Genomic DNA, 23866 nt, shown 5'->3' with positions numbered 1-23866 from the left:
TGGTGCTCCTTTTTTATACAAGGAGAAATAGATAATGAAGAAAATATTTAAACACTGGAAGTTAATCTTTGTTTCATTGACTATTTTCTTGATTGCTGGAATTGGTTTTTATTTTGTATATCAGCAAAAAGAGTTAGATAAAACTGCTCAAAATATTCAAAATACTGCTATTCAAGCAATGGAAAAGCAACAAAAGCGTCAGAATAAACAGAGTCAACAAAAAGAAATGAGTAGTGATGAAAAAGTACCAGACACAGAGACAACAGAAGAAAAGCAAAAAGAAAATCAGCAAAATGAAATTCAAATCAGTACTTCTGAAAATCAACCTGACTATGTTGGAAAAGATGTAAAACCACTGACTTTAGAGGCTATGAAGAAAGTAAATGCTGAGAAAGTTGTTTCTAATTTTGGAATGGGAACTATTCAAATTCCAAGTATTGGCATGAATCTTCCAATTTTAGAAGGAATGAGCCAAGAAAATTTAAGTGTTGGTGCTGGAACAATGAAGCCTAATCAAGAATTGGGAAAAGGCAATTTTACTTTAGCAGGTCATTATATGACGAATGCTGGGTTGCTTTTTGGTGGTATTAAAAATGTGAAGAAAAATGATCTTGTACAAGTCACTTATAAAAATAAAACTATGAATTTCAAAGTCATAAAAATAGAACATATTACGGCAGAAGATAATCAAGTGATTTTCGATTCAGAAGGAAATGGTATTTTAACGTTAATTACTTGTGACAGTTCAGTTGATGGCACTAATGGTCGTTTAATGGTTCGAGCAGTGCGTAGTTAGTTTGGAGGAATATAAGTTGAAAAAATATCAATTGATTGAAGTGCTGTATCGTTGTTCTTTAGTGTTGATTTTTTTGACAGGATTGCCCTTTGCTTTTTCTGGATATCGGGCATTTCAATCTCTTTTAAAACATTCTTTTTATATTGATAATGCGGGAAAAGCATATGGATATGGATCATTAGGTGAAGAGTTGTGGAGTTTGGGAATGCATTTATTGCTTTTGTTTGTTGTTTTTGATTTTTGTTATATGATTTTGTCTAAACAAAAATTTAGATGGAAGAAAGATTTATCTTCTATTCGACTAATAAAATGTTTGTATTGCTTGGGAATATTCTTTGAGCTGTTTAAACAAAGCTTATTAAGTATGGTGACACCAGATAAAAGTTGGTATGGTGTGGTTGTTTGGATGTGGATGTCAACTTTTGGGATCATTATTTTTAAATATTATTTATCCTATTTATCAAATAAAAAGATTGATTTAGCTGAAGATAATAAATTACAGGAGGAATAAATGGTTTTATTTGTATGTGGATTATTTATTGGCATGTTGCTTGGAATTCTGACTTGTTTAAGTCCAAAATTTTATTCTTAGAAAGGGTAATTTTATGAAAGTTAATATATGGAATCTAGTAAAAGGCGATGAATTTTTTATTGGAAGTTATCCTGATTCGTTTGCGATAGGACGTTGGTTTTCAGCAGAAGAATTAGTGTCGTCTTCTTATGGGAAAATTGAAAAGGAGTATCTTATTCGATTTAATCCATATAATCGTCCTGAATTAGAATTGGGTGTATTTGATGTAGATAATTATTCTCGATTGTGGCAAGGAGAATATGATGTATTGGATTTAATACGTCGATTGAAACATATTTACGCTACACAAGAATTTGAATTGCAAGGTTTGAAACAGGATAGTTATGATAATTTAAAATCAGTTGCTGAGTCCAAAGCCAAAGAAATGCTTAATCAAGCTGTGAAAGAGCTAGGTTTGTTTTGATATGTAAAAGGAAGAATGTAAATGGAACTTGTTTATTTAGGTTCAGAAATCAAACTGTCTGAGTATCTCTATAGGTATGAAGAAATGGTACGCTATGTAGTGCAAGAGTCTAGTTTTGCAGATTTATCGTCTGATCGGTCAAAATCGTTGTTAAAAGCAGAATTACGTAAGGCAGAAACAGGTTGGTATGAATTTTATAGTTCTAACCGACGTGGACCAGATTATGCGTATTTGCAGGAACAAATTATTGATTTTGGAACGTCTCGTTTAGATTTATTTGATTGTCGAGACGAAGAATTGACCGAAGATAATTTTATACATTATCATATTGAATCTTTAAAATCTGAAAAGCTATTGTCTATTTTCCAATTTGAGGAAGCAGATTTACATTTTATTGAGGAATACGAACGAAAACGAGCTTCTGAATATTTCAATGAACGTAATCAATATCTAAAGGGATATGAAAATGATCGGATTTCAGTAAATGAAACTATGCAACGTATTGGATACCAACATTTGAAACAAAGTTTTTTAACAGATCATTTGGTTAATTCTTATAGAAAAAAACATAAAAATTAAGGAGAAAAAAATGAAAATTGAATTTAGCGCTCCCTTGCACCGTATTTTATGTGATAAATACGGTTTTTTAGTGTTTTCTAGTAGTCCTAGTGAAAAAGAAAAGGAAGAATACTTGAGGGTATGTGCGTTGCTGAATCGTGATGATTTGCCTTTTACGCCATATGTTCCGGTTGTTTACGAACGAAAATTATCTAATATAACGAGTTTGATTATTGAAGGAGCCGTTCGATTTACTGATACAGGATTACCTTTAGGTTATCGGTATGATTTTTATAAAGCTCGTTATATTTATAAAAACTATCCACAAGAAATAAAAGTTTATTGTAAGCAAGTAACTAGAAAAATACTGCTACAAAAATTAAAACAATTTAGTTTTTTGGAAAAGGAGGATTTGAATGTTTGATTTTAAAGGAAAAGACGATCAATTAAAGCTAGAAATTTTTCCTAAAAAATTAAAAGAACTAAGAACTGAGCAAAATTTTCTAGTAGAACAAATTGCTTTGTTTGTTGGTGTTAGTACTGCAAGTATTCGTAATTATGAATCTGGAACAACTTATCCCAATGTAGAACGTTTATTAAAACTAGCTAATTTTTTTGATGTTCCATTAGATTATTTTTTTAAAGAATAAATAGATATTTGAAGGGAGTTAAACATGAAATTTATTAAAATGAAAAAAAAGCCAAAGCAAGAAGTCCTTAAAGACAAAAAAGAGATAAGTCCTAAAACCGCTAGAATTGCATTTTTAGCGGTTTTAATTTGTCTAGTAATAAGTGCCCCTATAGGTTTTTTGATGGGCAAGAGCGCTAATGTGAAGGCTTCTAGCAATAAAGAAGAACTAGATAGATTAGAAAGTAAAATCGAAAGTACGGATAAAAATGATTTAAATATTTTTTTGGCAGAACGTTTTATGGAAGACTTCATAAAAGAGTATATGAATAAACCAGACAATGAAGATGATTTTAATAAGAGACAGAATAATTTAAAAACATATATGGTTGATAAACTTCCAGCAGAGGAATTTAACAATATTAAACAAAAATTGTTAGATTTTAAACTGTATGACTTCGAGAAGCAAGGTACTACTTATGTTGCTAAGTACTACGTAACATATAAGATTGAATATCCAGTCGAAAAGGAACGTACGGTTAAGAAAAAAGTAGATAAAAAAGAAGTGGAGGTCAAAGAGAAATATAAAGAAAATGAATCAAAAGAATTATCTGTTATTTTGAATATTCCTTTTGTGCAAAAAGACGGAAAATCTAAAGTAACTGCGTTACCTTATTATTCAAAAATCAGTAATTTAACTTTAGATGGTGTAAAGGGATTTAATCGTGAAGTTAATGGTTTGGAAAAAGCTTCAGAGAGTGAAAGTGGTAAGATTAATGATTTCATAAAAGAATTTTACGCTGTTTATACTTCTGGAGATTTGAAACAAGCAACTTATATGATGGATTCGCCACAAGTAATCGATGGAGCATTTGAAATTACGGATTCTAAACCCGAGATTTATAAGGACGGAAAATCTTATGTTGTTAATGACACGATCAATTTAAGAGAAAAAGATACAGAAAACCAACATAAGGAGCAAGTAATAATCAAAATCACTGAAAAAAATAGAAACTTTTATGTGAAAGAATTTAAACATGACTTTGGAGGAAATAATTAATGAAACTAAAAAGACTACAGTTCATGAATAATTTGAAGAATGTGAAGTTTTTAAAATCAAAAGTATTTATTGGAACATTAGCTGTTAATGGTTTATTTAGTATGCCAGTTTTGGCGGAAGACCCTAGCGCAAAAAAATTCACAGATTATGTTTTAGGTGATTGGATTTCACCTATATTTGCATTAGTTGTGGCATTTCTTGTAGTGAAATTTTTTATGAATCAAGATTGGGTAAAGGGAGCATTGTTACTTGTCGGTGGTGCAATTGTTTATTTCTTGATTAAAGACCCACAATCATTCTTAGATACATTAAGTACCATTCCACAAAAATTTGGATTCTAGGAGATAATTATGAATAAAGAAAAACAAGTTTTTGATTATAAGGAGCCTTTTCAGGCTCCTTATATGGTTAGAGAAATTACTAAAAAATTACGGTTAAGAAACGCTGTTTCAGGACAAACAATTTTTGTTTTTGGTTTTACAGCTTTGCTAAGTATGTTGATTTTATATCCTTTACTTGGTTTTACTCAATTTTTTGTCATTTTATGCCTAATTATTCCGTATGGCATGGTGGAGTTATTTAATCGTGTAGAACCTGATGGTAAGAAGGTTCATTTATTTTTATTGGATTACATACGGTTTGTATGTGTCTATCAGATTGGAAAAAAAGTGATACAACAAACAAATTTGATCACAATTAGAAAAACGAAAATGATTTATAAAAAAGAACAATTGAATCATTTAAAGATAAAAAATGCAGATTGAAAGGAGAAAATATGGTATTAAGTATTCCAGTAGCTAAAATATATAAAAATTTTTTGTTAACAAAAGATAATGAGGTATGGGCATATTTTAAAGTACCGCTTATTTCGATTACAGGGCAGAACAGAGAAAAACAGGAAAAACATAAAGATACGTTAAACCAGTTTTTTCAAGGATTAAGACGGTATAAGGATATAGATATTTCACTTGAACCAGTCTCATTTGATTTAGAACGAAGAATGGAAGAATTAAGCAAAGATTTTTCTTCTGAATACAGTGATTTATCTGAAAATATTAGTGAACGGACGGTACAGATTTTAGAACGTGAATTAGGTTTATTAACAAATGAGCGTTTGATTGTAGGTGTGAAGCTAAGTGAAGTTTTTTCTTCTGAGACTTTAAAGGAAAAGTCGCTAGAATTGATGGATCAAGTTGTTTCACGTACGTTGTCTTTATTTCACTATCAGTTAGAAGTCGATCAGTCATTCTTTGAAAGGTTTGGAATGTTAGAAGAAATGTTGTTTCAACGTTTTGGAGCAGTTCAAGGAATTAGGTTAACAGAACAAGAATTAATGCACCATGTTCATTATCCATTTGTTAGAGGATTGAAAAGTGCTTTATCAAATGAGCCAATTAATTTTAATGACACCTATTCATTAACTGATACGATTATTAATCCTTATGAAAATCAAGGTATTTTAGAATTAGCAACAAGGGAAGGTAAAAGTTATATTTCTATTTTACCGATCCATAAATTTAGTAAGAATATGCGATTTAATCATGTGATCGAACGTGTTCAGGAGTTGCCGTTTCCTGTAGAGTTTCAATTTAAAGGTCGATTTGAGCCATTAAAAGGTACAAATGGATTACAAGGAAAATCGAATCGTGCAAATAAACGATTAAAGAACTTTGCCAGAGAGTCTCAGCAAACGGGAGATTCTGAGGGCAAGAATGGACGACTTAATCGGTATATTTTATTGGATTTAGATGAAAAGATTGAGGAACGTGTACCAATCATTAAGTGGCAAGGTGCATTTGTTGTATATGGTTCGAGTGTTAAGCAATGTCGTAAACGTTCTGCTCAATTAATTGATTATTGTGAAGCTTTGAAGGTTGAAGTAGTGAATGGGTTAGCGGATCAAGATAAACTATTTCATTACTTTTTAGCAGGTCAAAAATCAAATTTAATTAAAAATTGGGTGCATTATACGACTGCAGAAGGAATTGCAGAAATGATGATTGGAACTAATAATCGTATCGGCGATCAGGTAGGTTTTCCAATAGGTCGAGTTTCTACTATGAGTAATGTAACTGGTTTAAAGCCTGAACAGATTGCTCGTGCTTGTCGCAAAGTAGTTATGTTTAACCCTAGATTAGCCAATCAAGCAGACATAGCAGGAAAATCTTCTAGTTCTCCGCATATTGCAATTACAGGTCCAACAGGTGGAGGTAAATCATTTTTAGCAAAATTGATTTTCTTTTACTGTAGCTTGTTGAAAGGGAAGGGTTTATATATTGATCCGAAGTCAGAATACAAAGAATGGTTAATGAAAGTAGAACAAAATCCTTATTACCAAAAGAATTATCCATTGTTTGTTTCATATATCCGTTCGTTTAACTTTGTTACTTTGAATCCTGATAACCCTGAAAATCATGGGGTACTTGATCCAATGAATTATTTAAGTGGTGCAAATGTACAAGACACGTTAGAAACTATTTTTGAACAGATTTATGATTTTACTGATCGTGAAGATGCTAGAACCGATATGTTAAGAGGAATTAAGCAAGTAGTTACTGATAAATCAGAAGGTCAAAAAGTTGGTTTAATGAGTGTCGTTGATTACATGATTCATTGCGAAAATGAAGAGACTAGAAAATCTGGTCGTGCAATTTATGAGCGAGTAGAGGGCTCTATTTTAGAATTAGCATTTTCACGTGGTGAAAGCAAAGGATTGAATCTTGATTCTAAAATAACAATTTTAGAAGTTGCTGGTTTAGATATGCCAACTGCAAAAGAAAATCCGAGAAATTATACGTCAAGTCAACGTAAATCAGTTGCTTTAATGATGTGTTTAGGTAAATTCTGTGAACAATTCGGTAGTAATCGTGATGAAAATACATTTGTTTTATTTGATGAAGCTTGGATTTTTAGTAGTTCTGAAGGTGGTCGGAAGATTATTAAATCTATGCGAAGAATTGGACGTTCTTACAATAATATGATGGTTTTAATTACACAGTCAATTCATGATACTAAAACGGAAGATGATTCTGGAAACTTCGGTCGAATCTTTGCTTTTGATAATTCGGATGAACGAGAAGATATTTTACGTCATATTGGATTAGAAGTAACAGATATTAATATTGATTGGTTGAAAAAAACACCACAGTATCACTGTTTATATTTAGATATCTATGGTCGAGTGAATCGAATGTTAGTTTATTGTCCGTTTGAAGAAGTGTTAGAAAGTCTAAAAACTGTCAATAAAAATGCGAGTGGAAGTGCAGAAGAAATGTTTATTTCTTAGGAGGTTTGTGAATGTTTGAAGATTATTTTGACATTGATTCGATTATATCTTATTTAAAACAGGCGCCTTTCTTTTCAGGGCTCGATGAAAAAGCAATAGGTGCTTTAAATGGACTTCTCAATATCCTTTTTGGAATTGGGAAGTCCATTGTTTTATCAGGGAATTATTTAATTAAAAATGTTTATTCCGTTGATATATTAAATGATTCTATTGATAAAGTATTTAATTCTGGAGAGCAAGTTTGGGATAGTATTTTTAAAACATTGGGTGTTGTTTTTCTGACTATTCTGTTTATCTATGCGGTTCGGGATATTTTAAAGTATGGTATGCAAAAAATCTTTATGCGATTATTGGTTTTTGGTTCATTAGTGATTGTTGCCACAGGGTTTTATTCAAATGGGGCGAGTTGGTTAAAAGATATTAATACAATATCTGGAAACATGCAAAGTGAATTGGTTACTGTAATGGCACCAGAAATATCAAAAGATGCAGATAAGTTGTCAAGTGATCTAGGGTTAACTCCTCCAACAGATACAACAGATAAAGTAGAAAACATGTTATATTACAAATTTATTTTAGAACCTTTTGCTTTATTTAATTATGGTAAAACAGATATTTCTAAAGAACAATATACGGAATTGACAGCTAAAAAAGGTAAATATGATGATGTAAGTGAAGATATAAGTGATAGAGTTGACAAAAATTCTGAAAAAAATCCTTATTTGACAGGAAAAAAGCTGGGTGATAAATATCTAATATTACTCAATTCAGGTATTGACTATGTAATTGTTGCAGGAATTATCTTGTTAATTTCGGTAATGAATTTCTTAGTTCAAATTTTTATTCTTGCTTTAGTACTGATCTCACCAATTTGGGTAGCTTTAGCTTTGTTACCAGATAATGAACATGTACTAATGAATGGTATGAAACTTATTTTGGGATCGTTTGCTCTGAAAATTGCTTTAGGAATCGGCTTTGGGTTTATTTTTATGATTCTTAATTTTATTGATTCAGCTTTTGGATTAACTTCAATTACAGCAATAGTAGCAAGTTTAATTATTAAAGTAATATTAGCTATTTTAGTAGTTAAAAATTTCCATTGGTTTAAAAATGTAATTACAAAAGCAGAAGTAGATCATGTTCCAGATATGAAATTACTAAAAAATGATGGTATTGGTAGAAATACTAGAAAAGAAATTGAACCTGATTACAATCTGGATAATGATATGAAAAATGGAGATTTTTCTTCTAATCCGAATGGATACAATAACGAATATGCAGATAATGTTCAGCTACAATCTGCACTTGAAGACGAATCTTCTAAACATTCAAATTTTGGAGAAAATATCATGCGTGGTATGGGCTATATTGCAGGTCGTGGTTTAGGAAATGCGGTTTTAGATAAGATTGGTGATAAAGCAAAAGATATGTATGAAGATTCCAAATTACAGAATGTTGTAGATAATTCAAAAGAATTTGCTGGTTCACCTTCTGAATATTTAAAAGATCGTTTATCTCCTTACTCTTCTGCTTATAGTGAAGGTAATATAGAAGGATTAAATAAGACTTATGGTATTGATCCAAATGGGGAACAAGAAATCAGAATGAATGAAACAGAAGAAGAAAAAGAGAACAAAGAGAAAAATAATAACTTGCAAGAATTTGAACGTGAGTTGGCTTTATTAAGGGGAGAAGAAGTTTCTGATATAGAAGTTCCAGTTAATGAGTATACTTCTGATTATTCTACAATAAGTAATTTTAATGATGTAAGTGATGATTTTATTAGTCATGATAGAGCTAATGTATCAACTATGAGTGAACAAGAAATACCTATAGAAACCCCGTTGAATAGTCTTGATGATTATGATTTTGAAAATGCTTCGCCTGAATTAGAAACAGTTGATCCAAATATGGAAAGAGAGGAAGAATTGAATGAAATTGATTCGTAGAGGAAGCTTAGGCTTCCTTTTTTTGTTTATAATAGGGGTTATTTTTTCACTTACTGGGGCGTTTGGGTCGAATGATGAAAGCTTTAATACAGGATACGGTGATATTTATACAGGTGTTTATACAGAGGATTTACCTTCATTTCCAGAGATAAAAGGGACAGGAAATGTTCCAGATGAAATTGCGCAAATGGCTGTGGGTTCAGCAGTTAAGTATCACTTGTTACCTAGTGTCATTATTAGTCAATGGGCTTATGAAAGCGAATGGGGACGTTCCGCTTCTGCTAAAAATGATAATAATTTTTTTGGGATTACGTGGTTTGAAGGTTGTCCGTTTCCAAAGGGTTCTGCAAGAGGAATAGGAGGTAGTGAGGGGGGCTATTACATGAAGTTTCCTAATAAAAAAGCAGCATTTAGTTATTATGGATACATGGTAGCTTCACAATCAAACTTTAATGCATGTGTAGGAAATAAAAATCCTAGCGAATGTTTATTGATTTTAGGCAGAGGAGGATATGCGGCAGCAGGGATAGATATAAGTAGTCCTTATTTTATAGGATGTATGTCAATTATTAAATCTAATAATCTAACACAATATGATGATTTTGCAATCAAAAATTGGAAAGAATTTGGTGGCATGACAGGTGGTTCTGTTGGTGGTGGCTGGGGATGGCCGTTTCCTGAAGTTGGACAAGGATCATTTACAGGCGGTCAATTGTTCGGAAGAAATGCAGGGGGAGAATTTCGTCAAAATGGATGGCATGATGGTTTAGATTTTGGTTCTGTCGATCACCCTGGAAAAGAAATCCATGCTATACATGGTGGAACAGTCGTATATGTAGGAAACCCTAATATTGCGGGATTAGGTGCTTGTGTTATTGTGATTAACGATAGCGGATTAAATATGGTCTATCAAGAATTTGCTACAAGTTTAAGCAATGCAAAAGTAAAAGTAGGCGATAAGGTCAAATTGGGAGACGTAATCGGTATACGTGACACAGAACACTTGCATTTAGGAATAACTAAAAAAAATTGGCTACAAGCTCAGGCAAGTGCATTTACTGATGATGGAACATGGCTTGATCCGTTAAAAATTATAACAACTGGTAAATATTAATATTGAAGGAGCGTACTATGAAAAAGATAGTTGTATTCATTGCCTTAATTAGTATAGGATTTTTTTTAGGAAATCAATATTCGAATCAAAAGAGCAAAAGAAATGAATTAACGATTGAAAAGAAGCTGTCGGAAATTAGTAAGGAAAGAGATAAGTATAAAATTGCCTTAGATGAAATAAAACAAGAAGATGATGTAAAAGAAGTTAGTAAAAAAAATGAAGATAGAGAAGATATTTTAAGAGATTTTTCGTATAAGCTTCTAAATTTTACGTCAATTGACGATAGAAATGACGAGATTAAAAGTTATTTGACTAACAAATGCATAAAAGAACAAGGACTAGATGTTAAAGTCAATGCGGATTTTAATAGTATAGGATCAATTGAATATATTTATCAAGAAACAGATGATGTAAATCATTATATTGTTTTAGGTAATGATAAAAGTAGAGGTGCAGAACATGATGTATTAATTGATATTATTTTTGGAAAAGATAAAATAAATAGTTTTTATATCAAGTATATGGAAATACGATAAATTTGTTATTTTGTTTTGTTCAATTTATTGTTTTAATGTATAATTTTATTAGGAGGAAGGTAGTGAAATGAAAAAATATTTTGTTCTTTTAATTAGTTTAATATTAGGTATTGTGATTGTTTCAGGTTGTTCTTCCAATAAAAAAAGTGAAGATACGCAAAAAGTCGTTGATAAAATTGTAGAAAAACAAAATAAGATAGCCAATTCAAATGATGATAATAAGAAAAAATATAATTATACAGAAGATGATTTTAGTTTTTTGATTTATTATGATAAAGATCAAAAATTGTATTTAGTAGATAGCTGGGTTCCTTTTGAAAATAAAGCTAATGATTTAAGAAAAAAATGGGGTATATCTTTAGATGAAAATGAATTAAAAAGATTTAAATATGATTCAGACTTTAATGATTATAAAGATTCTGGAAATTATGAAGTTGTCTATAAATCAGGAAAATTTGCAGATTAGGAAAGAGCCTTTGACAGCTATTTGATAGTTGTTAAAGGTTCTTTTTTAGTATTTGCATTTTGTTTAGTTTATTATTTCTTTATCAGTTATTCATTTATGTCCAACAAGGTATGTTCTTTTGATATTTTGATTTCAAAAAGATATTTTCTGAGTATTTCACTAAAGAAAACTTTTTTTATGTTATATTTCTATTATGGATTAAAATAGGAATTTATATGTTTAGGAGGATGGGAAATGAGTAGAGGATATTTTAGAAGGAGAATTTTTTGTATTGTAGCAATAGTTGCTGTATTCAGCCAGATTGGATTAGGGATTGCGTTTGCTGATATCATTCCTACAGCAGTAGGAGATGATCCAGGGGTAACAATAAGCGGGCCTGAATCAATTTCAAGTAGAGATCAGGTGGAATTGAATGTAACTTTATCTGCTTCAGCTGGACGGTTAGATGAAGATGGTTCAATTAAAATAGCAATACCAAAATCAATTGTTAATAATAAAAATGATCTGACAAGTAATTTGGTGATTGATGATCCGTTTTATTTGTCTGAACCTGCTGTTGTGGAAGACGAATTGGGTAATTATGTGTTGAACGTTCAATATGATCATACTAAAATTAATCCACAGAGTGCGACTGGAGAAACGTTTACTATAAAATTTGCGGCACCTTATTTGAATGTAAATGATGAAACGAAACCTGATTCTGTAAGTTTTAAGGCAGATCTAAATAAAGGTAGCGAGTTAGTTAGTACGGATAACGCTACTTCAACTGTAAAAAAAGCTACTAGTAGTCTAGCAATACTTTCAAAATGGAGTACAAGACCCTCCAAAGTAGTTAACGGAGTAAGGGCGGCTTTAATGAGTGAATCGAATCCAGCTTCAAACATATTTGCAATTACAGTTAACTATAATCAAACAACAATCAATGATGCCAAACTAGTTGATACAACGCCAAAAGGTACAGAGTTAACAGATCCTGGAACGTATATACCCGCTACAGGTAACGCAACTCCTTTCGAACACATTCGTATTGCAAAGGTGACATCGAGACAAGAAAATGGTAGTCCTAATGCTTGGGAATATGTAACAAGTGATTTTTCAGATAAAATTACTACTAGTCCAAACGGATTTGAAATCAGTTTTGGTGATCTTTCACCTGATGATAGCTATGTTGTGATGTATGCAGAGAAAGTAATAGAAAAATCTACTCCAGAGGAATTTGGGGTTCGCTACAATCATGTTGATTTGTATTCAAGTGGTAATCTTTTTCGGAGCTATGACACCGCAATAGCCTTAGATGATTCGGGTTACAATTCTGTTTCCTTAACTAAGGCTGTAAAACAATCGACATTGTCCACTACAAATGGTGACTTAGAATATTCCCTAAGACTAAAGAGCAACAACGGAACTATTCCTGCTGGTACAGTGATAAGCGATTCTTTACCGGAATTCACAACATTCTTAGAAACAACTGGAAAAGACGATTCTATGATTTCTGATGTAACCTATGATTCAGAAACGAATGTAATCAGTTATACGTTACTTAAAGATATTTTAGAAGGTGAAACGCAAGAGCTGACCTTTAAAGTACGGTTTAGTAACCCTAATGCGCTTCCTGGCGAAAAGATTATAAATAGAGCTTCGATCAACTATGCTGGGACAAATATTTATAGTAACGATGCCATAACTACTTTAGACGGTAGTGCTTATCTCTATAAATTTGATCAAGATAATCAAAATCCGTTGGCTGGAGCAGAGTTTCAGATTGTTGATAGTACAGGGCGTATTGTTGCTGATGGATTAGTTTCAGATGAGAAGGGGTTCATTAACTCAGGATTACTTCAACCAGGAGATTATCAATTTATAGAAACAAAAGCACCTGAAGGCTATCAGCTAGAGAAATCACCCATTGATTTTACTGTTGTTTCAGGTCAAGAGACGCCAATCAATCTTACTAAAAGCAATAAATTACTAGAAGAAGAGGAAAAATTGGGCGGAGTAATACTGAATAAAATTGATAGTCAGGACAAAACACCCTTATCTGGAGCAGAATTTGATCTTTTAACTGATAGTGGAACTGTGGTTCAAACTAAGTTGGTAACAGATAAACAAGGAAAAATTAAAGTAGACAATCTACCTGTAGGTAACTATCAATTTATAGAAACGAAAGCACCGGAAAATTATCGGCTGGATCAAACACCAGTCAAATTTACAATAAGTGAAAATAACGAGAAAATCATTGAATTGACAATAGGGAATACAAGGATATCTAAGAAGCCAGATGTAACAAAACCGAATATAGGGAGACAAGTGACAACTGATATGAGTAAAGATGGTGTTAATCCTTCGACTACCAATAATTCCATATCGGTACAAAAACGGGAAGCAAATAATAATAGAGAAAGATTCCCAAAAACCAACGAAATTACGAAAAATATAGTAATGGGAAGTACCGGATTGGCTTTGGTAGGGATTGCTATATATTATATTAGGAAAAAATAAATGATAGACCAAAAAAGGTCAGACGTTTTTGTCTGACCTTTTTGCATTTTTAAATTGTCACCCTTTACAAAAACAAACATATGTTTGTATTGCCGGGTTGAAACGAGGAGAATGTTATGCTTGATTACTCAGATGAACCAGTGAATGATTATTTTTTGATTGGTATGAAGAGCTTTTACGCGAGTTTTGAGTGCATTGAAAGGAATTTAGAACCACTAACAATAGTATTAGTTATTATGAGTTGGATAATACTGGATCAGGTCTTACTCTGGCAGTTTCAACAACTGCCAAAAGCAAATATGGAATCACGAATGTTAGCAGGCCAAGTGACTTACCTTAAGGATATTATACTTTTAGGCTCTACATTTCCTCTTTATCTATATAAGATATCTTATATAGATAAAGTTATTTTTATAAATCCATTTTTGATTTTATAGAAGATATAATGAAAAAGATAAATGCTGGTATTCCTATAATATAGGAAAACTCTATAATTATGAAGAGAATTCCAAAGGAGATTACTGTATAGATTATTGTAATAAGAGTATGGAGTGGAATTTTTCTGGTTAATATTTGGATTTCCCAAGGACGAATATATCTAAAAGATTTTTTTGTCCCTTTTAAATATAAATAGCTTAATCCATAGCAAGAAAAAGGAAACATTAAAATATTTAGTGTGATTTTTCCAAAAAATAGATATTGTTCTATGTTATTTGCTAAATAGATTAAATGATGTGTTAGTTGATAATAAGTGATACTAAAAATAATAAGAATGCTGGGAATTAATCTTATAAGATAGTATGAAATAAATTTGTGAAAGAAATCTTTGTTAGTAGTAATCATAGTTAATACCTTTCTGATGATTAGTTCCTATAGTAATTTTTTTAATTTTAAATATTCCGAAAAGTGAATATGATAATAGATAAATATGATAATTTATCTATTTTATAACTATTTACACAATTACACATGTCTATTTTTGTAATTGTGTAAATAGTTTTTTTAAACAATATATATTAATAGTAATGTATATCTAAAAATGAAAAGATACATATCTTTGAGTTGTATTTTGTTGATATAAAAAACTATTTTTCTCTTTCTATAGTACGTTTTCTAAGTACTTCAAATTGATTTTTAAAGGTACGCTGTTGTTCGTCAGTTAATGAATCAATTAAGCTTGATAATGCTCTTGAAACTACTTCTTTTTGATTTTCTCCAATACCAATTAGAGAAAGAGCATTAATTTTATCTCTTAATTCTGAGTCAATTTTCATGCTTGCAGGCTTAGGTGTATATTCAACAGTTTTTAATTCAGTTTTTTTTTGATCAAGCTTGAATGTTTCTCTAGGAGTAATTGGTACTCCTCTGTCTAGGTTTTTATTTCTATTGCTTCTGACGAGTTTATTCATTTTCAAATTCCTCAATTCTATTAATGATCTCGGTAGAAACTAATTGATATACGTCATGAACTTTTTTATCATGCATATCTTCGTCTGTAATACCAGTTAAATCATATCTTTTTAACCGTTCCATATTTTTGATAGTAGTACTGAAAATATTACTTTCTCCAAATACTTCTTTAGCATTTTCTAAAGTAGCAATATCAACGGGCGCTCCATTTTTTAATAAAACAGGTAGAATACCAAGTATTTCAAGTGTAGGTGCTTTATACGTATTAATTACTTCGTTTTGAATATAATTTACGAATGCTTCTGCTCCTTGTAAAGATCGTTCATGTGTTTGTAAAACGATAATACAATAATCACTCATATATAATGCACTATCGGTTATGAGACTAATGGTTGGTGGAATATCAATGATTATATAGTCGTATTTATTTTTTAGAGGTTGAATAAGTTTATTTAGATAGTGTACACGTTCTGTGTAATCTACAATACTTTCCATATAACGAGGATATAAAGAAAAATCTGGTGCTGAAGGCAATATATCTAAATTAGGTTTTATATTGATTAAAGCAGATTGTAAATCTTCATTTTGGATTGCTGCCATTAACGTATGTGAAAAACTAGTAACTTCGTTTTCTAAATTACTTTTAGTTTTTAAGTATAAGTTTGTTGCGTTTGCTTGTGGATCAAGATCAATTAAAAGTGTTTTATTATTGTTTGAAGCTAGAGCATTTCCAACCATAGTTGAATTTGTTGTTTTTCCTGTCCCACCCTTAAAATTTCCAAATGTAATAATTTTTGCTTTCATAAAATCCCTCCTAAAACTTTTTTTCTTATGAATACTTTATCAAAAAAGTTTTAGGAAGTCAAATGGTATTCAAGTATCCTAGTATTCAAGTATTCAAGTATCCTAGTATCCTAGTATTCAAGTATTCAAAATAAAAAAAGTTAGAACGGCTCAATATTAATGTTTATGAGCCGTTCTAACTTTTTTCAAAAGTATTCAAGTATTCAAGTATTCAAGCATTCTATGGTATTCAAGTATTCAAGTATTCAAGTATTCAAGTATTAAATAATACCGTTTTGAAAAAAGTATTTACAAAAAAAAAATGTAGTGTATCTTTAATTTAAAAGTAAATAAAAAAAAACTGCCCACGAATTGCAGTTCGTGACCAGTAAAGCGAGTTGAAAAACTCGTAAATACGTTAACTGTATTATAGCATATTTTTTGCTCTAATGGTAGTTTTTTTAAGACAAGAGAGGACAAACTCTTGCTAGTTTTTACTAGGAATAAAGGGACAGGTCATATGCCAGCCGATTCTATAAAATGGCGTTGCGGACATAAGCAAAGGTTACTCTCATGACTTTGTGTCCTAAGGGTGGTGGCGACCGTTAACGGCTAGGGTGGCAAACAGGATTCCGAAAGAATCGGTAGTTGTCATTCAATGCTGCGATTGGGCTGTTTGATCGTAGGGAATGACAATGTGTGAAAGCACCAACTCATGAGAGATGTGATAGTGGCTCCAAGGCGTCGGCATGACGTTAGGCACTTTTACAGGTTGTACTCTGATCGATGTTTCAATATTTTTTATTTTTTTGAAATGTCTTTCATAGGGTACAACTATGCTCAACACCAAAACGCACAACAATCAGTTAGAATTACCGGGTGCAGGATTGCAACTGTTTTTCTAACTTTTTTGCATTTTAGAAAGAGAAAGAAAGACGAAAAAAATAATTTTTAAGTTAATAGTAATAGGTACTGTAAAGAGGAGATTAAGTGGAAAATTTAGTGTCTCTTAACTTTTCGGAATATATGTTAGGAAGTGTATGTGATGGGTGGGTATCAATTTTATTATGATGAAAGTGAACATAGTCGCAAGATAAATGGTAATACGGTTACCAGTTCAAATTTTTATGATAATTTCGTATCGGCTATTGTTGGTTGGAATTCTAATAATCAGTTTGAAATAGAGCACAAATATTTGGTATTTGAAAAATGTTATGAAGATAGGAAAACTAAAGGAGAATTGAAGAGTTCAACACTGAAAAATTCTCAATTGAAATATGGTTTTTCCTCATTGTCAAAAGACAACGTAAAATTCTTGATGGACTTTTTTGATTTGTTTGATGATAACATTTTTTTGTATTATTCAATTAGGAGTAAAACTGAGTATGTAATAATGCAAATACTATTTGAATTACAAAAAGATACTAGAGTTTCGTTTAGATCTTTGGTTTATTCAGTAACAAAATCTTTAATTATGTATAAACCAAAAGAAATATTAAATGGAATAGGTAAAAATGAAACGGATTTTTTAAATTTATTAGTTAGTTTTTTTGAGAAACGTATAGAGGAAAATCAATCTAATTTACAGCTAAAAGGTAGAGAAAGTTTTGTTTTTATGCAAAATATTATTTTGTTAAATAATCTAAAATCAGAAATTAACATTAATTGGAATTATGAATTTTCTTTTATAGGATTTATGAAGTATTTAAATGAACTATCGATAAGGAAAGATAAAGTTGAGTTATTTATTGATAAAGAAGGAAATGAATTAACTTTAAATGCTGCTAAAGACTGTGGGTTTACTTCTGCAAAAGAATTATTATCAGATGAATCTGTAGGTATTAGAATGAGTGATATGATTTCAGGTATAATTACTAAAATATTGAAATCAATAAGAAAAGATTTGGATTATCAAACTCCAGATGAGTTTGTTACTAAAAAATTATTAAATAAGCGATGGTTTGATTTAAGTGAAGGTCAATTTATTTTATACAAAAAGTTATTTAAACTGCTTTCCCAACTCAATGAGGTATATTATAAATCTTTTACTGGTATATATGTTGATGATTTTATTATTTTAATTTACTTTTTAGATTATATTGATAGTTTTAAAAGCTATAGTGATTTTGTTAAGTGTAATACTAATAACATGCCTGAACGTATTAATTCTATAGTAAATGCTAAGTTAAAAGATTATTTTAAAGAAATCTTTTAATATACAACTTGACATAATATATACAATAGTATATATTATGTTTTGTAAGCTATCGTAATTCTCCTTTGAAAATCAAAGGTGTTTATTTATGAAAAAATTAGTGACGGATTTTATTGACAAAGATTTAAAAAAACTTGAGAGAAAGAACAGTAGAGAGTTTGATGAGTTATCAATTCAATTATTACAGCTTGAGGCTTCAGGATCTTATTACTCTGCTAAGCCAGAACGACAGTTTTTGGGAATTGGTACGAAACATTATCGTGTACTTTATAAAATTGAGCAGGATTATATCGTTTGTTTAGTTTTTCTAAAGAAACAAGGTCAAAAAATAGAGAACAGACATTATGATGTAGCTGAAGCACGGTATAAAGATTTTTGCAAACAGTTAGAAGAGTGGAAAAATGATACAGGTCGATAATTTTTTATCGGTTAATAGAGGTTTCGATATAAACTTTTAAAAAGGAAGATTTTCAAAGGAGAGCCTTTATTAATATTAATAAAGGTAAATAAATTAAAGGAGGGAGTTGTATATGACAGAAAAAATTAATTTTAGTAAACTAACACCTTTTGCAGATAAATATAATATTGATCAAGAAGTTGTTCAGAGAGTAAAAATAATAGCACAATTAACAAAATTAAGAGAAGAATCGAATTTAACACAAAAAGATTTAGCTGATAAAACTGGTTTAACACAAGCACAAATATCAAAGATTGAAAAAGGTAAAACAAATCCTAACCTTGAAACACTTCTAAAAATTGCAAACTTCTTTAAAAAAGAAATTAAGTTAGTTTAAATCCTAAATAACTTCACGTCAAAAAAACTTTATAAATAATTACCTTAGGGATCAGTAATTTTACTGATCCCTTTCCTTATATATAAAAATTATTTAAAATTTATTAGTAAAGAGGTATCATAAGTAGGAAGTGTAATTTATATTTTTTGTTTGCTAGATGATTCATAATGTTTATAAGAGAATATTAAAATGAGCTCAAATATAACAGTTCTAGTATATTTGAGTATGTAAATTTCACAAACTTTTAAATTATAAAAATTAGTAAAATTAAGTCAGTTTTACCTAGACCAATTTTATTTCACAAAGTTAGCTGAAAAAAGGCTTGGTAGAGCTGGTACTTGGGATAGTAAGGATTATGTAAACTAAGTGATTAAATAACGATATCTCATATAATTTTTTAAATTATTCTTGAAAAAATGTTTATTACATGTAAAAATAAATTGTGTTAAAAAAATAGAATATTATTTGTAGATACCTTTTGATGAGGTTGTAAAAAAATACTGAATGATTGAGGTAATGTAAAAGATATAGATTTTGCATTCCTACTACTATTTTTATTATTAATGATAGGAACCCTCAACATAGCAGCAAAGCGTAATATGCTTTTTTGTTATGTTGAGGGTTTTTTGTTATTTTTTATAGGAGGTGATTATTTAATTGTTGTTTAAAAGCTTTGAATTTTTACTTTGTTAGAATGGTTGATAAACACAGAAAATTAAATAATTATATTTGGAGGCGATAAAGATGAATTTAGCTAATTTTCACTCCCATGTGGCTAGTATGAAGGAGAATGGAAGAACTTTGTCAGGTTTCAATTTTGTTTATAACAAGCATGATTGTGTTGCTGTTTTAAGTACGGCAGAACAAGATTTACGTAAAGATCGAGAAGCAATATGTATGTTGAAAGTATTTAAAGACGGTAATTTAGAAGAATGTTTTGAATGCTTTTGTCGAACACGTTGGTTAAATATTCCCAACCCTATTGATTTGTATCGTTTTTTTGAAATTGATCGCAGTACTTCGAAAGAAAATCATTTTAAGGATCTTATAAAAAGTTTGTTAGGAGCAATGGAAGAAAGAATACCAGCGAAATTTAAAAATACGGTAAAAAAAGACGTTGACCGAGCAATCTTAAAAGTCATTGAAACTGATCCAACTGATCCGAATAAAAAGTATTGTTTTGCTGTAAAAGTAAATGGATTAAGTAAAACTGGTTCTCAAATTTATCGATCAGATTACAATGATGAAAAAACAAGACGTTTAAGACCAGATTTATATAAAATTTTTGGTATTCATAAAGATATAAGTTTTAGTTACTCTGATGATCCTAATAAAGCAAGAACTGATTGGGAAATTTTGCATAATTTTAATGAGAGCCACAATGAGTATAAGTTGTGAGAATTTTATTTTTAGCTGTTATAAATATGGTATAATTGAGAGGTAGAAAAGTGAAAAGATGGTGGCTAATCTCTTGAAAAAGGGGTGATGCCTATGGTTCATAGCTTTATCCCTAGAAGGGAGTAGGCAAGTGTCAACTTTTGAAGCAATTCAACTGATGATCGCTTTTGCGACGTTAGTTTTGCTGATAATTGACCATAAGGACAAAAAATAACCATCTAAACACTTTGGCTAGGAGTTAGATGGTTTGAGAAAAAAACATTTAATTCAAAGTCACCGTCTTTTTAACGGTTCTACAAAAGGAATTGGAGCTATGTTTGTGCATGGCTCCTTTTTCTTTTCATTTTTATTATAGCTTAGATTGTTGATTATTTCCAGTACATTGTATGTATGTTGATAAATTCATAAATAATTTAATGATAAGTAAAGAGTAAAAAGTAAAAAAAAATTCATTTTTTTCTCTTTATATTGTAATTTAACGTTGCGATTATGAATTTAAATCATACGATTATGACTTGATATCATTGTTTTTTGAAAAAACAAGAACATATGTTTGCGTATTTTTGTGTGTTATGCTAAAATTTTTTTTGTAAAATTTGCTTAGTTGAATTTTACAGATAAAATTATTTCTTTTTTTACTCTTGACAATTATTTTAGTTAAGGGTAAAGTCTAAAGCGAGTTGATTGTGATTTTTGACACAGTCAGTTAAGTGTACATTTGAATATAAAAAAAAATGAAGGAAGGCTTTCCGCTCAGGGCTGGTAACCCTTCGAAGCTAAGAAAGCCACAAAGACCTAGTTCGCACCTAGGCTCCTTCACCGTCATGGCTTTCGCCACAACGGTAACATGATAACATAATACAATAAATACTTCTATGAATTTCTTTTAATTTCTTATCTTTACAGGGATTTTTGTGCCTATTTTTAGATGAAAAAATTAAGGATATATTTTTAAAGTTATTTTTGTAGCATGCTTTGTTACTTAGTAAGGTGTTTTTATAAGTTTGTGACAGTGAAAAAAAGGAGTTAGTTGCTGTTTAGGCAATTAGCTCCTTTTTTCGTTTTTGGCGTTATCAAATGGAATCACAATCAGCTTTTAGTATTTCTTAACGATTGATCCTTGATAACTAAATATTGAACAAAAAACAATCCAGTAATAGCTTATTTTTTGTTCTCTATACACATTAACAAACATGTATAGCATAGCCTGAGAAACTATACTATAGCATTATTTTGTTCATTTGTGTAGTTGGTTGAGGAACCATTTATAAAATCCTTAAGACGTCCGCTTAAAAGGGGGACGCTGATGGTACTAGATGGAACTGGTAAACCGCAAGGGTAAACAAGGTACTTGATTGACAAAGAGTCTGCATTTCAGGCGTGCAATCCGAGCAATAATGCCAAGACGATTCCTGAAAGAAGATTGCTACTACAGCAATAGCACATTTAAACAGGAAAGTATCTAAGAGAGGTACGTTAATGAACAATATTGATTATTTTAATCAGCAATTAGAAGTTGAACTAAAAGAAATGCTGATACACCATAGAAAAGTCTATGAAAGAAATAGACTTCGTTTAGAAGAATTAGGTGTTCAAGAATATTTACGAAAGTTTGAAGTTGATTTCGAAGAAAGTGTCACTTTCATAAAAGAAAAAAACTATAAGGCTGCATTAAAGATTTTACCAGATAAGTTGGAAGATCAGACCTTTAGAAATCAGCGTGAGTATTGTGCTTTTTGTATTGATGTGATCCATAAACAAGCGATACCTTCGTTTTGTTATGGTGTTGAGATGGAAGAAGCCAATTTACGTGCTACAGCGAATCAATATATTCGCATAATCAAAGAGAAAGAAGGAAAAGAGTAATGGATTTTTTGAAAATTAAACCAAAAGAAACATTTGGGACGTTGTCCTTTGTAGGAAAGCCAATTAAAGGTTCAGAATATATACAAGGATCGGGGCGAGATCGTAGACATAATGGAAATTATTGTCGTTTGTTAAGTTCTCGTCAGTCAGAAACTATTGAAATTATTCTACCTACTCGTGTTAATTTGTCTGAATTTAACTTTGGAGATGTTGTAACTATTGAAGACGTAAAAGTAGAGCCTATGAGTGAAAGTACCAATAATGGTGCAATTGTAGGTTGGCGTATATTTGTACAAAATATGAAAAAAGGAAATGCTTAGTAGGAGGAAATTATAAATGCCAAAAAGAAACGAATTAAATGCAGGAATGGAAATTGATTCAAAAGAGACATTTGGAGAATTACTATTTTTGCGTATGAAGTCAGAGAAAACAGAAGTTGACGAGGATACAGGTGAACGTAAGGTAACTCATAGACGTTATGTTGTTCAATCAAGAAAACAACTTTCAGAAGAAATTATTACAATTCCAGTAGAAACACCATTACGTGAATTGGTTGCTGGAGATAAGGTAGAAATTATCAATCCTAGTACAACTTTATATGGATTTGGTAATGGAACATTTTCAAATTCTTATATTCAGGTTTTTGCTGAAGATATTCGAAAAATTTCTGAATCAGCGGGCGTAAAACTACAAAATGATTCAAAAAATCAAAAAGACAACCCAAACAAATAATTTTGGGGTAGGAAAATGAATGTATTGAAGGAGAATAAAAAATTATTCTCCTTTTGAAAAATACTGTATTGGTTAGTAAAAGAGTTTAAAATATATATGTTCTAGTGTTAGTTTCTTTGATTATTTGATTATATAGAGTGAGATAATTTTATAAAATACTTTGATAAGAAATAGTAAAAGAATATATTGTTGGTTAGAAAATTCCATTCAAAAAAGTTAACTATTTAGGAGTTTTTTATGAAATTAATTTTAGAATTTTTGGGAACAGTTTTTTTATGCTTACTTACGTTGTTTTCTTTTAAATATATTTTTAAAAATATAGGAAAGTAACTTCCGAAAATATATGAAAATTGCGCGTGAAAAAGTAAGAAAAAAAGCTTCACCAATTAGCAATGTAGAATTTTTAAAAATTTCTTTGTTGTTCACTAATAACGAGAAAATGTAAAATACTATTATTAAACCAATTAGGATAGCAAAGATAATCATTTTATTTTTTATTGAAGTATTTAAAAAGTCAGTATTTATTTTTTTCCAGCTTTGGATGAAAGAAATTTTAGATTCTGTGTATATGATTTTATTACGAAGTTCACTATAATTAACGATAATTCGATTTGGAAGAGTCTTAAAATTATTGCCTTTCCAAAATATGAGTATACATTCTTTATTTTTATGTATTTGAACCAGATATAGCTTGGTATCTTTTTCCAGAGATACTGGGAGGCTGATATCTGATGCTAATACATAATATTGACTTTTTTTAGGATACTTATCTGTATTAATA

Annotated in this window: 26 protein-coding genes and 1 pseudogene; 24 read left to right on the top strand and 3 right to left on the bottom strand. The window is 30.4% G+C overall.

Features of this window, described 5'->3' with window-relative positions; genetic code table 11:
- Nucleotides 1-34 precede the first annotated feature (34 nt).
- From A5816_RS15745 to A5816_RS15670, 16 genes and pseudogenes are all read left to right on the top strand, one after another.
- Nucleotides 35-796, top strand: a complete 762-nt coding sequence (locus A5816_RS15745; protein ID WP_241547456.1) for a class A sortase — start codon at nt 35-37, stop codon at nt 794-796.
- A gap of 16 nt (nt 797-812) precedes the next feature.
- Complete coding sequence (locus A5816_RS15740; protein ID WP_081156964.1) at nt 813-1307, top strand: hypothetical protein; 495 nt, start codon at nt 813-815, stop codon at nt 1305-1307.
- Between the two features lie 94 nt (nt 1308-1401).
- A complete protein-coding gene (locus A5816_RS15735; protein WP_081156966.1) occupies nt 1402-1791 on the top strand; it encodes a hypothetical protein in 390 nt (129 codons plus the stop codon).
- A 21-nt stretch (nt 1792-1812) separates the two neighbouring features.
- Nucleotides 1813-2370 (top strand): hypothetical protein, encoded by a 558-nt coding sequence (locus tag A5816_RS15730; protein WP_081156968.1) that lies wholly within the window; start codon nt 1813-1815, stop codon nt 2368-2370.
- A 10-nt stretch (nt 2371-2380) separates the two neighbouring features.
- Nucleotides 2381-2773, top strand: coding sequence for a hypothetical protein (locus tag A5816_RS15725; RefSeq protein WP_081156970.1), 393 nt, complete (start codon nt 2381-2383; stop codon nt 2771-2773).
- Nucleotides 2766-2999 (top strand): helix-turn-helix domain-containing protein, encoded by a 234-nt coding sequence (locus A5816_RS15720; protein ID WP_081156972.1) that lies wholly within the window; start codon nt 2766-2768, stop codon nt 2997-2999. Before A5816_RS15725 ends, A5816_RS15720 begins: the two co-directional genes overlap by 8 nt.
- A gap of 24 nt (nt 3000-3023) precedes the next feature.
- Entirely contained in the window at nt 3024-4037 is a 1014-nt protein-coding gene (locus A5816_RS15715; protein ID WP_081156974.1) for a conjugal transfer protein, read from the top strand.
- A complete protein-coding gene (locus A5816_RS15710) occupies nt 4037-4378 on the top strand; it encodes a TcpD family membrane protein (protein ID WP_241547457.1) in 342 nt (113 codons plus the stop codon). The genes A5816_RS15715 and A5816_RS15710 overlap by 1 nt, the downstream gene beginning before the upstream one ends.
- A 9-nt stretch (nt 4379-4387) precedes the next feature.
- Complete coding sequence (locus A5816_RS15705) at nt 4388-4801, top strand: TcpE family conjugal transfer membrane protein (protein WP_081156976.1); 414 nt, start codon at nt 4388-4390, stop codon at nt 4799-4801.
- Nucleotides 4802-4812: 11 nt separating this feature from the next.
- The gene (locus A5816_RS15700; RefSeq protein WP_086311722.1) at nt 4813-7323 is read left to right on the top strand and encodes an ATP-binding protein; all 2511 of its coding nucleotides are present in this window, start codon (nt 4813-4815) and stop codon (nt 7321-7323) included.
- 11 nt (nt 7324-7334) lie between these two features.
- A complete protein-coding gene (locus A5816_RS15695; protein WP_081156981.1) occupies nt 7335-9272 on the top strand; it encodes a hypothetical protein in 1938 nt (645 codons plus the stop codon).
- Nucleotides 9256-10386, top strand: coding sequence for a glucosaminidase domain-containing protein (locus A5816_RS15690; protein ID WP_086311721.1), 1131 nt, complete (start codon nt 9256-9258; stop codon nt 10384-10386). The genes A5816_RS15695 and A5816_RS15690 overlap by 17 nt, the downstream gene beginning before the upstream one ends.
- Nucleotides 10387-10403: 17 nt before the next feature.
- The gene (locus A5816_RS15685) at nt 10404-10922 is read left to right on the top strand and encodes an EF0163 family protein (RefSeq protein WP_081156985.1); all 519 of its coding nucleotides are present in this window, start codon (nt 10404-10406) and stop codon (nt 10920-10922) included.
- 67 nt (nt 10923-10989) lie between these two features.
- Entirely contained in the window at nt 10990-11388 is a 399-nt protein-coding gene (locus A5816_RS15680; RefSeq protein WP_081156987.1) for a hypothetical protein, read from the top strand.
- Between the two features lie 234 nt (nt 11389-11622).
- Nucleotides 11623-13887 (top strand): SpaA isopeptide-forming pilin-related protein, encoded by a 2265-nt coding sequence (locus tag A5816_RS15675; RefSeq protein ID WP_081156989.1) that lies wholly within the window; start codon nt 11623-11625, stop codon nt 13885-13887.
- A 116-nt stretch (nt 13888-14003) separates the two neighbouring features.
- Nucleotides 14004-14224, top strand: a pseudogene (locus A5816_RS15670) (type VI secretion protein ImpB); the annotation flags it as partial.
- A gap of 748 nt (nt 14225-14972) precedes the next feature.
- On the opposite strand, the gene A5816_RS15665 reads toward A5816_RS15670, so the two are convergent.
- Entirely contained in the window at nt 14973-15296 is a 324-nt protein-coding gene (locus tag A5816_RS15665) for a DUF5388 domain-containing protein (protein ID WP_081156991.1), read from the bottom strand.
- Nucleotides 15289-16101 (bottom strand): ParA family protein, encoded by an 813-nt coding sequence (locus tag A5816_RS15660; protein ID WP_081156993.1) that lies wholly within the window; start codon nt 16099-16101, stop codon nt 15289-15291. Before A5816_RS15660 ends, A5816_RS15665 begins: the two co-directional genes overlap by 8 nt.
- A 1024-nt stretch (nt 16102-17125) precedes the next feature.
- Here A5816_RS15660 and A5816_RS15655 point away from each other — a divergent pair.
- The 8 genes from A5816_RS15655 (at nt 17126) to A5816_RS15625 (ending at nt 23085) form a co-directional block, all read left to right on the top strand.
- Nucleotides 17126-18295: a hypothetical protein gene (locus tag A5816_RS15655; protein WP_081156994.1), complete on the top strand. Its 1170-nt coding sequence runs from the start codon at nt 17126-17128 to the stop codon at nt 18293-18295.
- Nucleotides 18296-18383: 88 nt separating this feature from the next.
- Complete coding sequence (locus tag A5816_RS15650) at nt 18384-18713, top strand: hypothetical protein (RefSeq protein ID WP_086311720.1); 330 nt, start codon at nt 18384-18386, stop codon at nt 18711-18713.
- Nucleotides 18714-18825: 112 nt separating this feature from the next.
- Complete coding sequence (locus A5816_RS15645; protein ID WP_002335342.1) at nt 18826-19089, top strand: helix-turn-helix domain-containing protein; 264 nt, start codon at nt 18826-18828, stop codon at nt 19087-19089.
- A gap of 744 nt (nt 19090-19833) precedes the next feature.
- Nucleotides 19834-20487: a DUF6037 family protein gene (locus A5816_RS16415; RefSeq protein ID WP_179131906.1), complete on the top strand. Its 654-nt coding sequence runs from the start codon at nt 19834-19836 to the stop codon at nt 20485-20487.
- Between the two features lie 130 nt (nt 20488-20617).
- Entirely contained in the window at nt 20618-20701 is an 84-nt protein-coding gene (locus A5816_RS16715; RefSeq protein ID WP_219336905.1) for a putative holin-like toxin, read from the top strand.
- A 1265-nt stretch (nt 20702-21966) separates the two neighbouring features.
- Nucleotides 21967-22353: a hypothetical protein gene (locus tag A5816_RS15635; protein WP_081156951.1), complete on the top strand. Its 387-nt coding sequence runs from the start codon at nt 21967-21969 to the stop codon at nt 22351-22353.
- Nucleotides 22353-22673 (top strand): DUF961 family protein, encoded by a 321-nt coding sequence (locus A5816_RS15630; RefSeq protein ID WP_081156952.1) that lies wholly within the window; start codon nt 22353-22355, stop codon nt 22671-22673. The genes A5816_RS15635 and A5816_RS15630 overlap by 1 nt, the downstream gene beginning before the upstream one ends.
- 16 nt (nt 22674-22689) lie before the next feature.
- Nucleotides 22690-23085: a DUF961 family protein gene (locus A5816_RS15625; RefSeq protein ID WP_081156953.1), complete on the top strand. Its 396-nt coding sequence runs from the start codon at nt 22690-22692 to the stop codon at nt 23083-23085.
- 279 nt (nt 23086-23364) lie between these two features.
- Here the strand turns inward: A5816_RS15625 and A5816_RS16410 are convergent.
- A partial coding sequence (locus tag A5816_RS16410; RefSeq protein WP_179189742.1) for a hypothetical protein occupies nt 23365-23866 on the bottom strand: 502 nt, incomplete at its 5' end.

The organism is Enterococcus sp. 3G1_DIV0629, assembly GCF_002141285.1.
Classification (GTDB): domain Bacteria; phylum Bacillota; class Bacilli; order Lactobacillales; family Enterococcaceae; genus Enterococcus_B; species Enterococcus_B lactis.
This window is presented reverse-complemented; position numbering and strand designations above follow the sequence as displayed.

Bases quoted from the DNA above. Each gene is read 5' to 3' on its own strand.
- A5816_RS15745 (WP_241547456.1), top strand. From the start codon at position 35: ATGAAGAAAATATTTAAACACTGGAAGTTAATCTTTGTTTCATTGACT.
- A5816_RS15735 (WP_081156966.1), top strand. From the start codon at position 1,402: ATGAAAGTTAATATATGGAATCTAGTAAAAGGCGATGAATTTTTTATT.
- A5816_RS15730 (WP_081156968.1), top strand. From the start codon at position 1,813: ATGGAACTTGTTTATTTAGGTTCAGAAATCAAACTGTCTGAGTATCTC.
- A5816_RS15725 (WP_081156970.1), top strand. From the start codon at position 2,381: ATGAAAATTGAATTTAGCGCTCCCTTGCACCGTATTTTATGTGATAAA.
- A5816_RS15720 (WP_081156972.1), top strand. From the start codon at position 2,766: ATGTTTGATTTTAAAGGAAAAGACGATCAATTAAAGCTAGAAATTTTT.
- A5816_RS15715 (WP_081156974.1), top strand. From the start codon at position 3,024: ATGAAATTTATTAAAATGAAAAAAAAGCCAAAGCAAGAAGTCCTTAAA.
- A5816_RS15710 (WP_241547457.1), top strand. From the start codon at position 4,037: ATGAAACTAAAAAGACTACAGTTCATGAATAATTTGAAGAATGTGAAG.
- A5816_RS15705 (WP_081156976.1), top strand. From the start codon at position 4,388: ATGAATAAAGAAAAACAAGTTTTTGATTATAAGGAGCCTTTTCAGGCT.
- A5816_RS15700 (WP_086311722.1), top strand. From the start codon at position 4,813: ATGGTATTAAGTATTCCAGTAGCTAAAATATATAAAAATTTTTTGTTA.
- A5816_RS15695 (WP_081156981.1), top strand. From the start codon at position 7,335: ATGTTTGAAGATTATTTTGACATTGATTCGATTATATCTTATTTAAAA.
- A5816_RS15690 (WP_086311721.1), top strand. From the start codon at position 9,256: ATGAAATTGATTCGTAGAGGAAGCTTAGGCTTCCTTTTTTTGTTTATA.
- A5816_RS15685 (WP_081156985.1), top strand. From the start codon at position 10,404: ATGAAAAAGATAGTTGTATTCATTGCCTTAATTAGTATAGGATTTTTT.
- A5816_RS15680 (WP_081156987.1), top strand. From the start codon at position 10,990: ATGAAAAAATATTTTGTTCTTTTAATTAGTTTAATATTAGGTATTGTG.
- A5816_RS15675 (WP_081156989.1), top strand. From the start codon at position 11,623: ATGAGTAGAGGATATTTTAGAAGGAGAATTTTTTGTATTGTAGCAATA.
- A5816_RS15665 (WP_081156991.1), bottom strand. From the start codon at position 15,296: ATGAATAAACTCGTCAGAAGCAATAGAAATAAAAACCTAGACAGAGGA.
- A5816_RS15660 (WP_081156993.1), bottom strand. From the start codon at position 16,101: ATGAAAGCAAAAATTATTACATTTGGAAATTTTAAGGGTGGGACAGGA.
- A5816_RS15655 (WP_081156994.1), top strand. From the start codon at position 17,126: ATGGGTGGGTATCAATTTTATTATGATGAAAGTGAACATAGTCGCAAG.
- A5816_RS15650 (WP_086311720.1), top strand. From the start codon at position 18,384: ATGAAAAAATTAGTGACGGATTTTATTGACAAAGATTTAAAAAAACTT.
- A5816_RS15645 (WP_002335342.1), top strand. From the start codon at position 18,826: ATGACAGAAAAAATTAATTTTAGTAAACTAACACCTTTTGCAGATAAA.
- A5816_RS16415 (WP_179131906.1), top strand. From the start codon at position 19,834: ATGAATTTAGCTAATTTTCACTCCCATGTGGCTAGTATGAAGGAGAAT.
- A5816_RS15635 (WP_081156951.1), top strand. From the start codon at position 21,967: ATGAACAATATTGATTATTTTAATCAGCAATTAGAAGTTGAACTAAAA.
- A5816_RS15630 (WP_081156952.1), top strand. From the start codon at position 22,353: ATGGATTTTTTGAAAATTAAACCAAAAGAAACATTTGGGACGTTGTCC.
- A5816_RS15625 (WP_081156953.1), top strand. From the start codon at position 22,690: ATGCCAAAAAGAAACGAATTAAATGCAGGAATGGAAATTGATTCAAAA.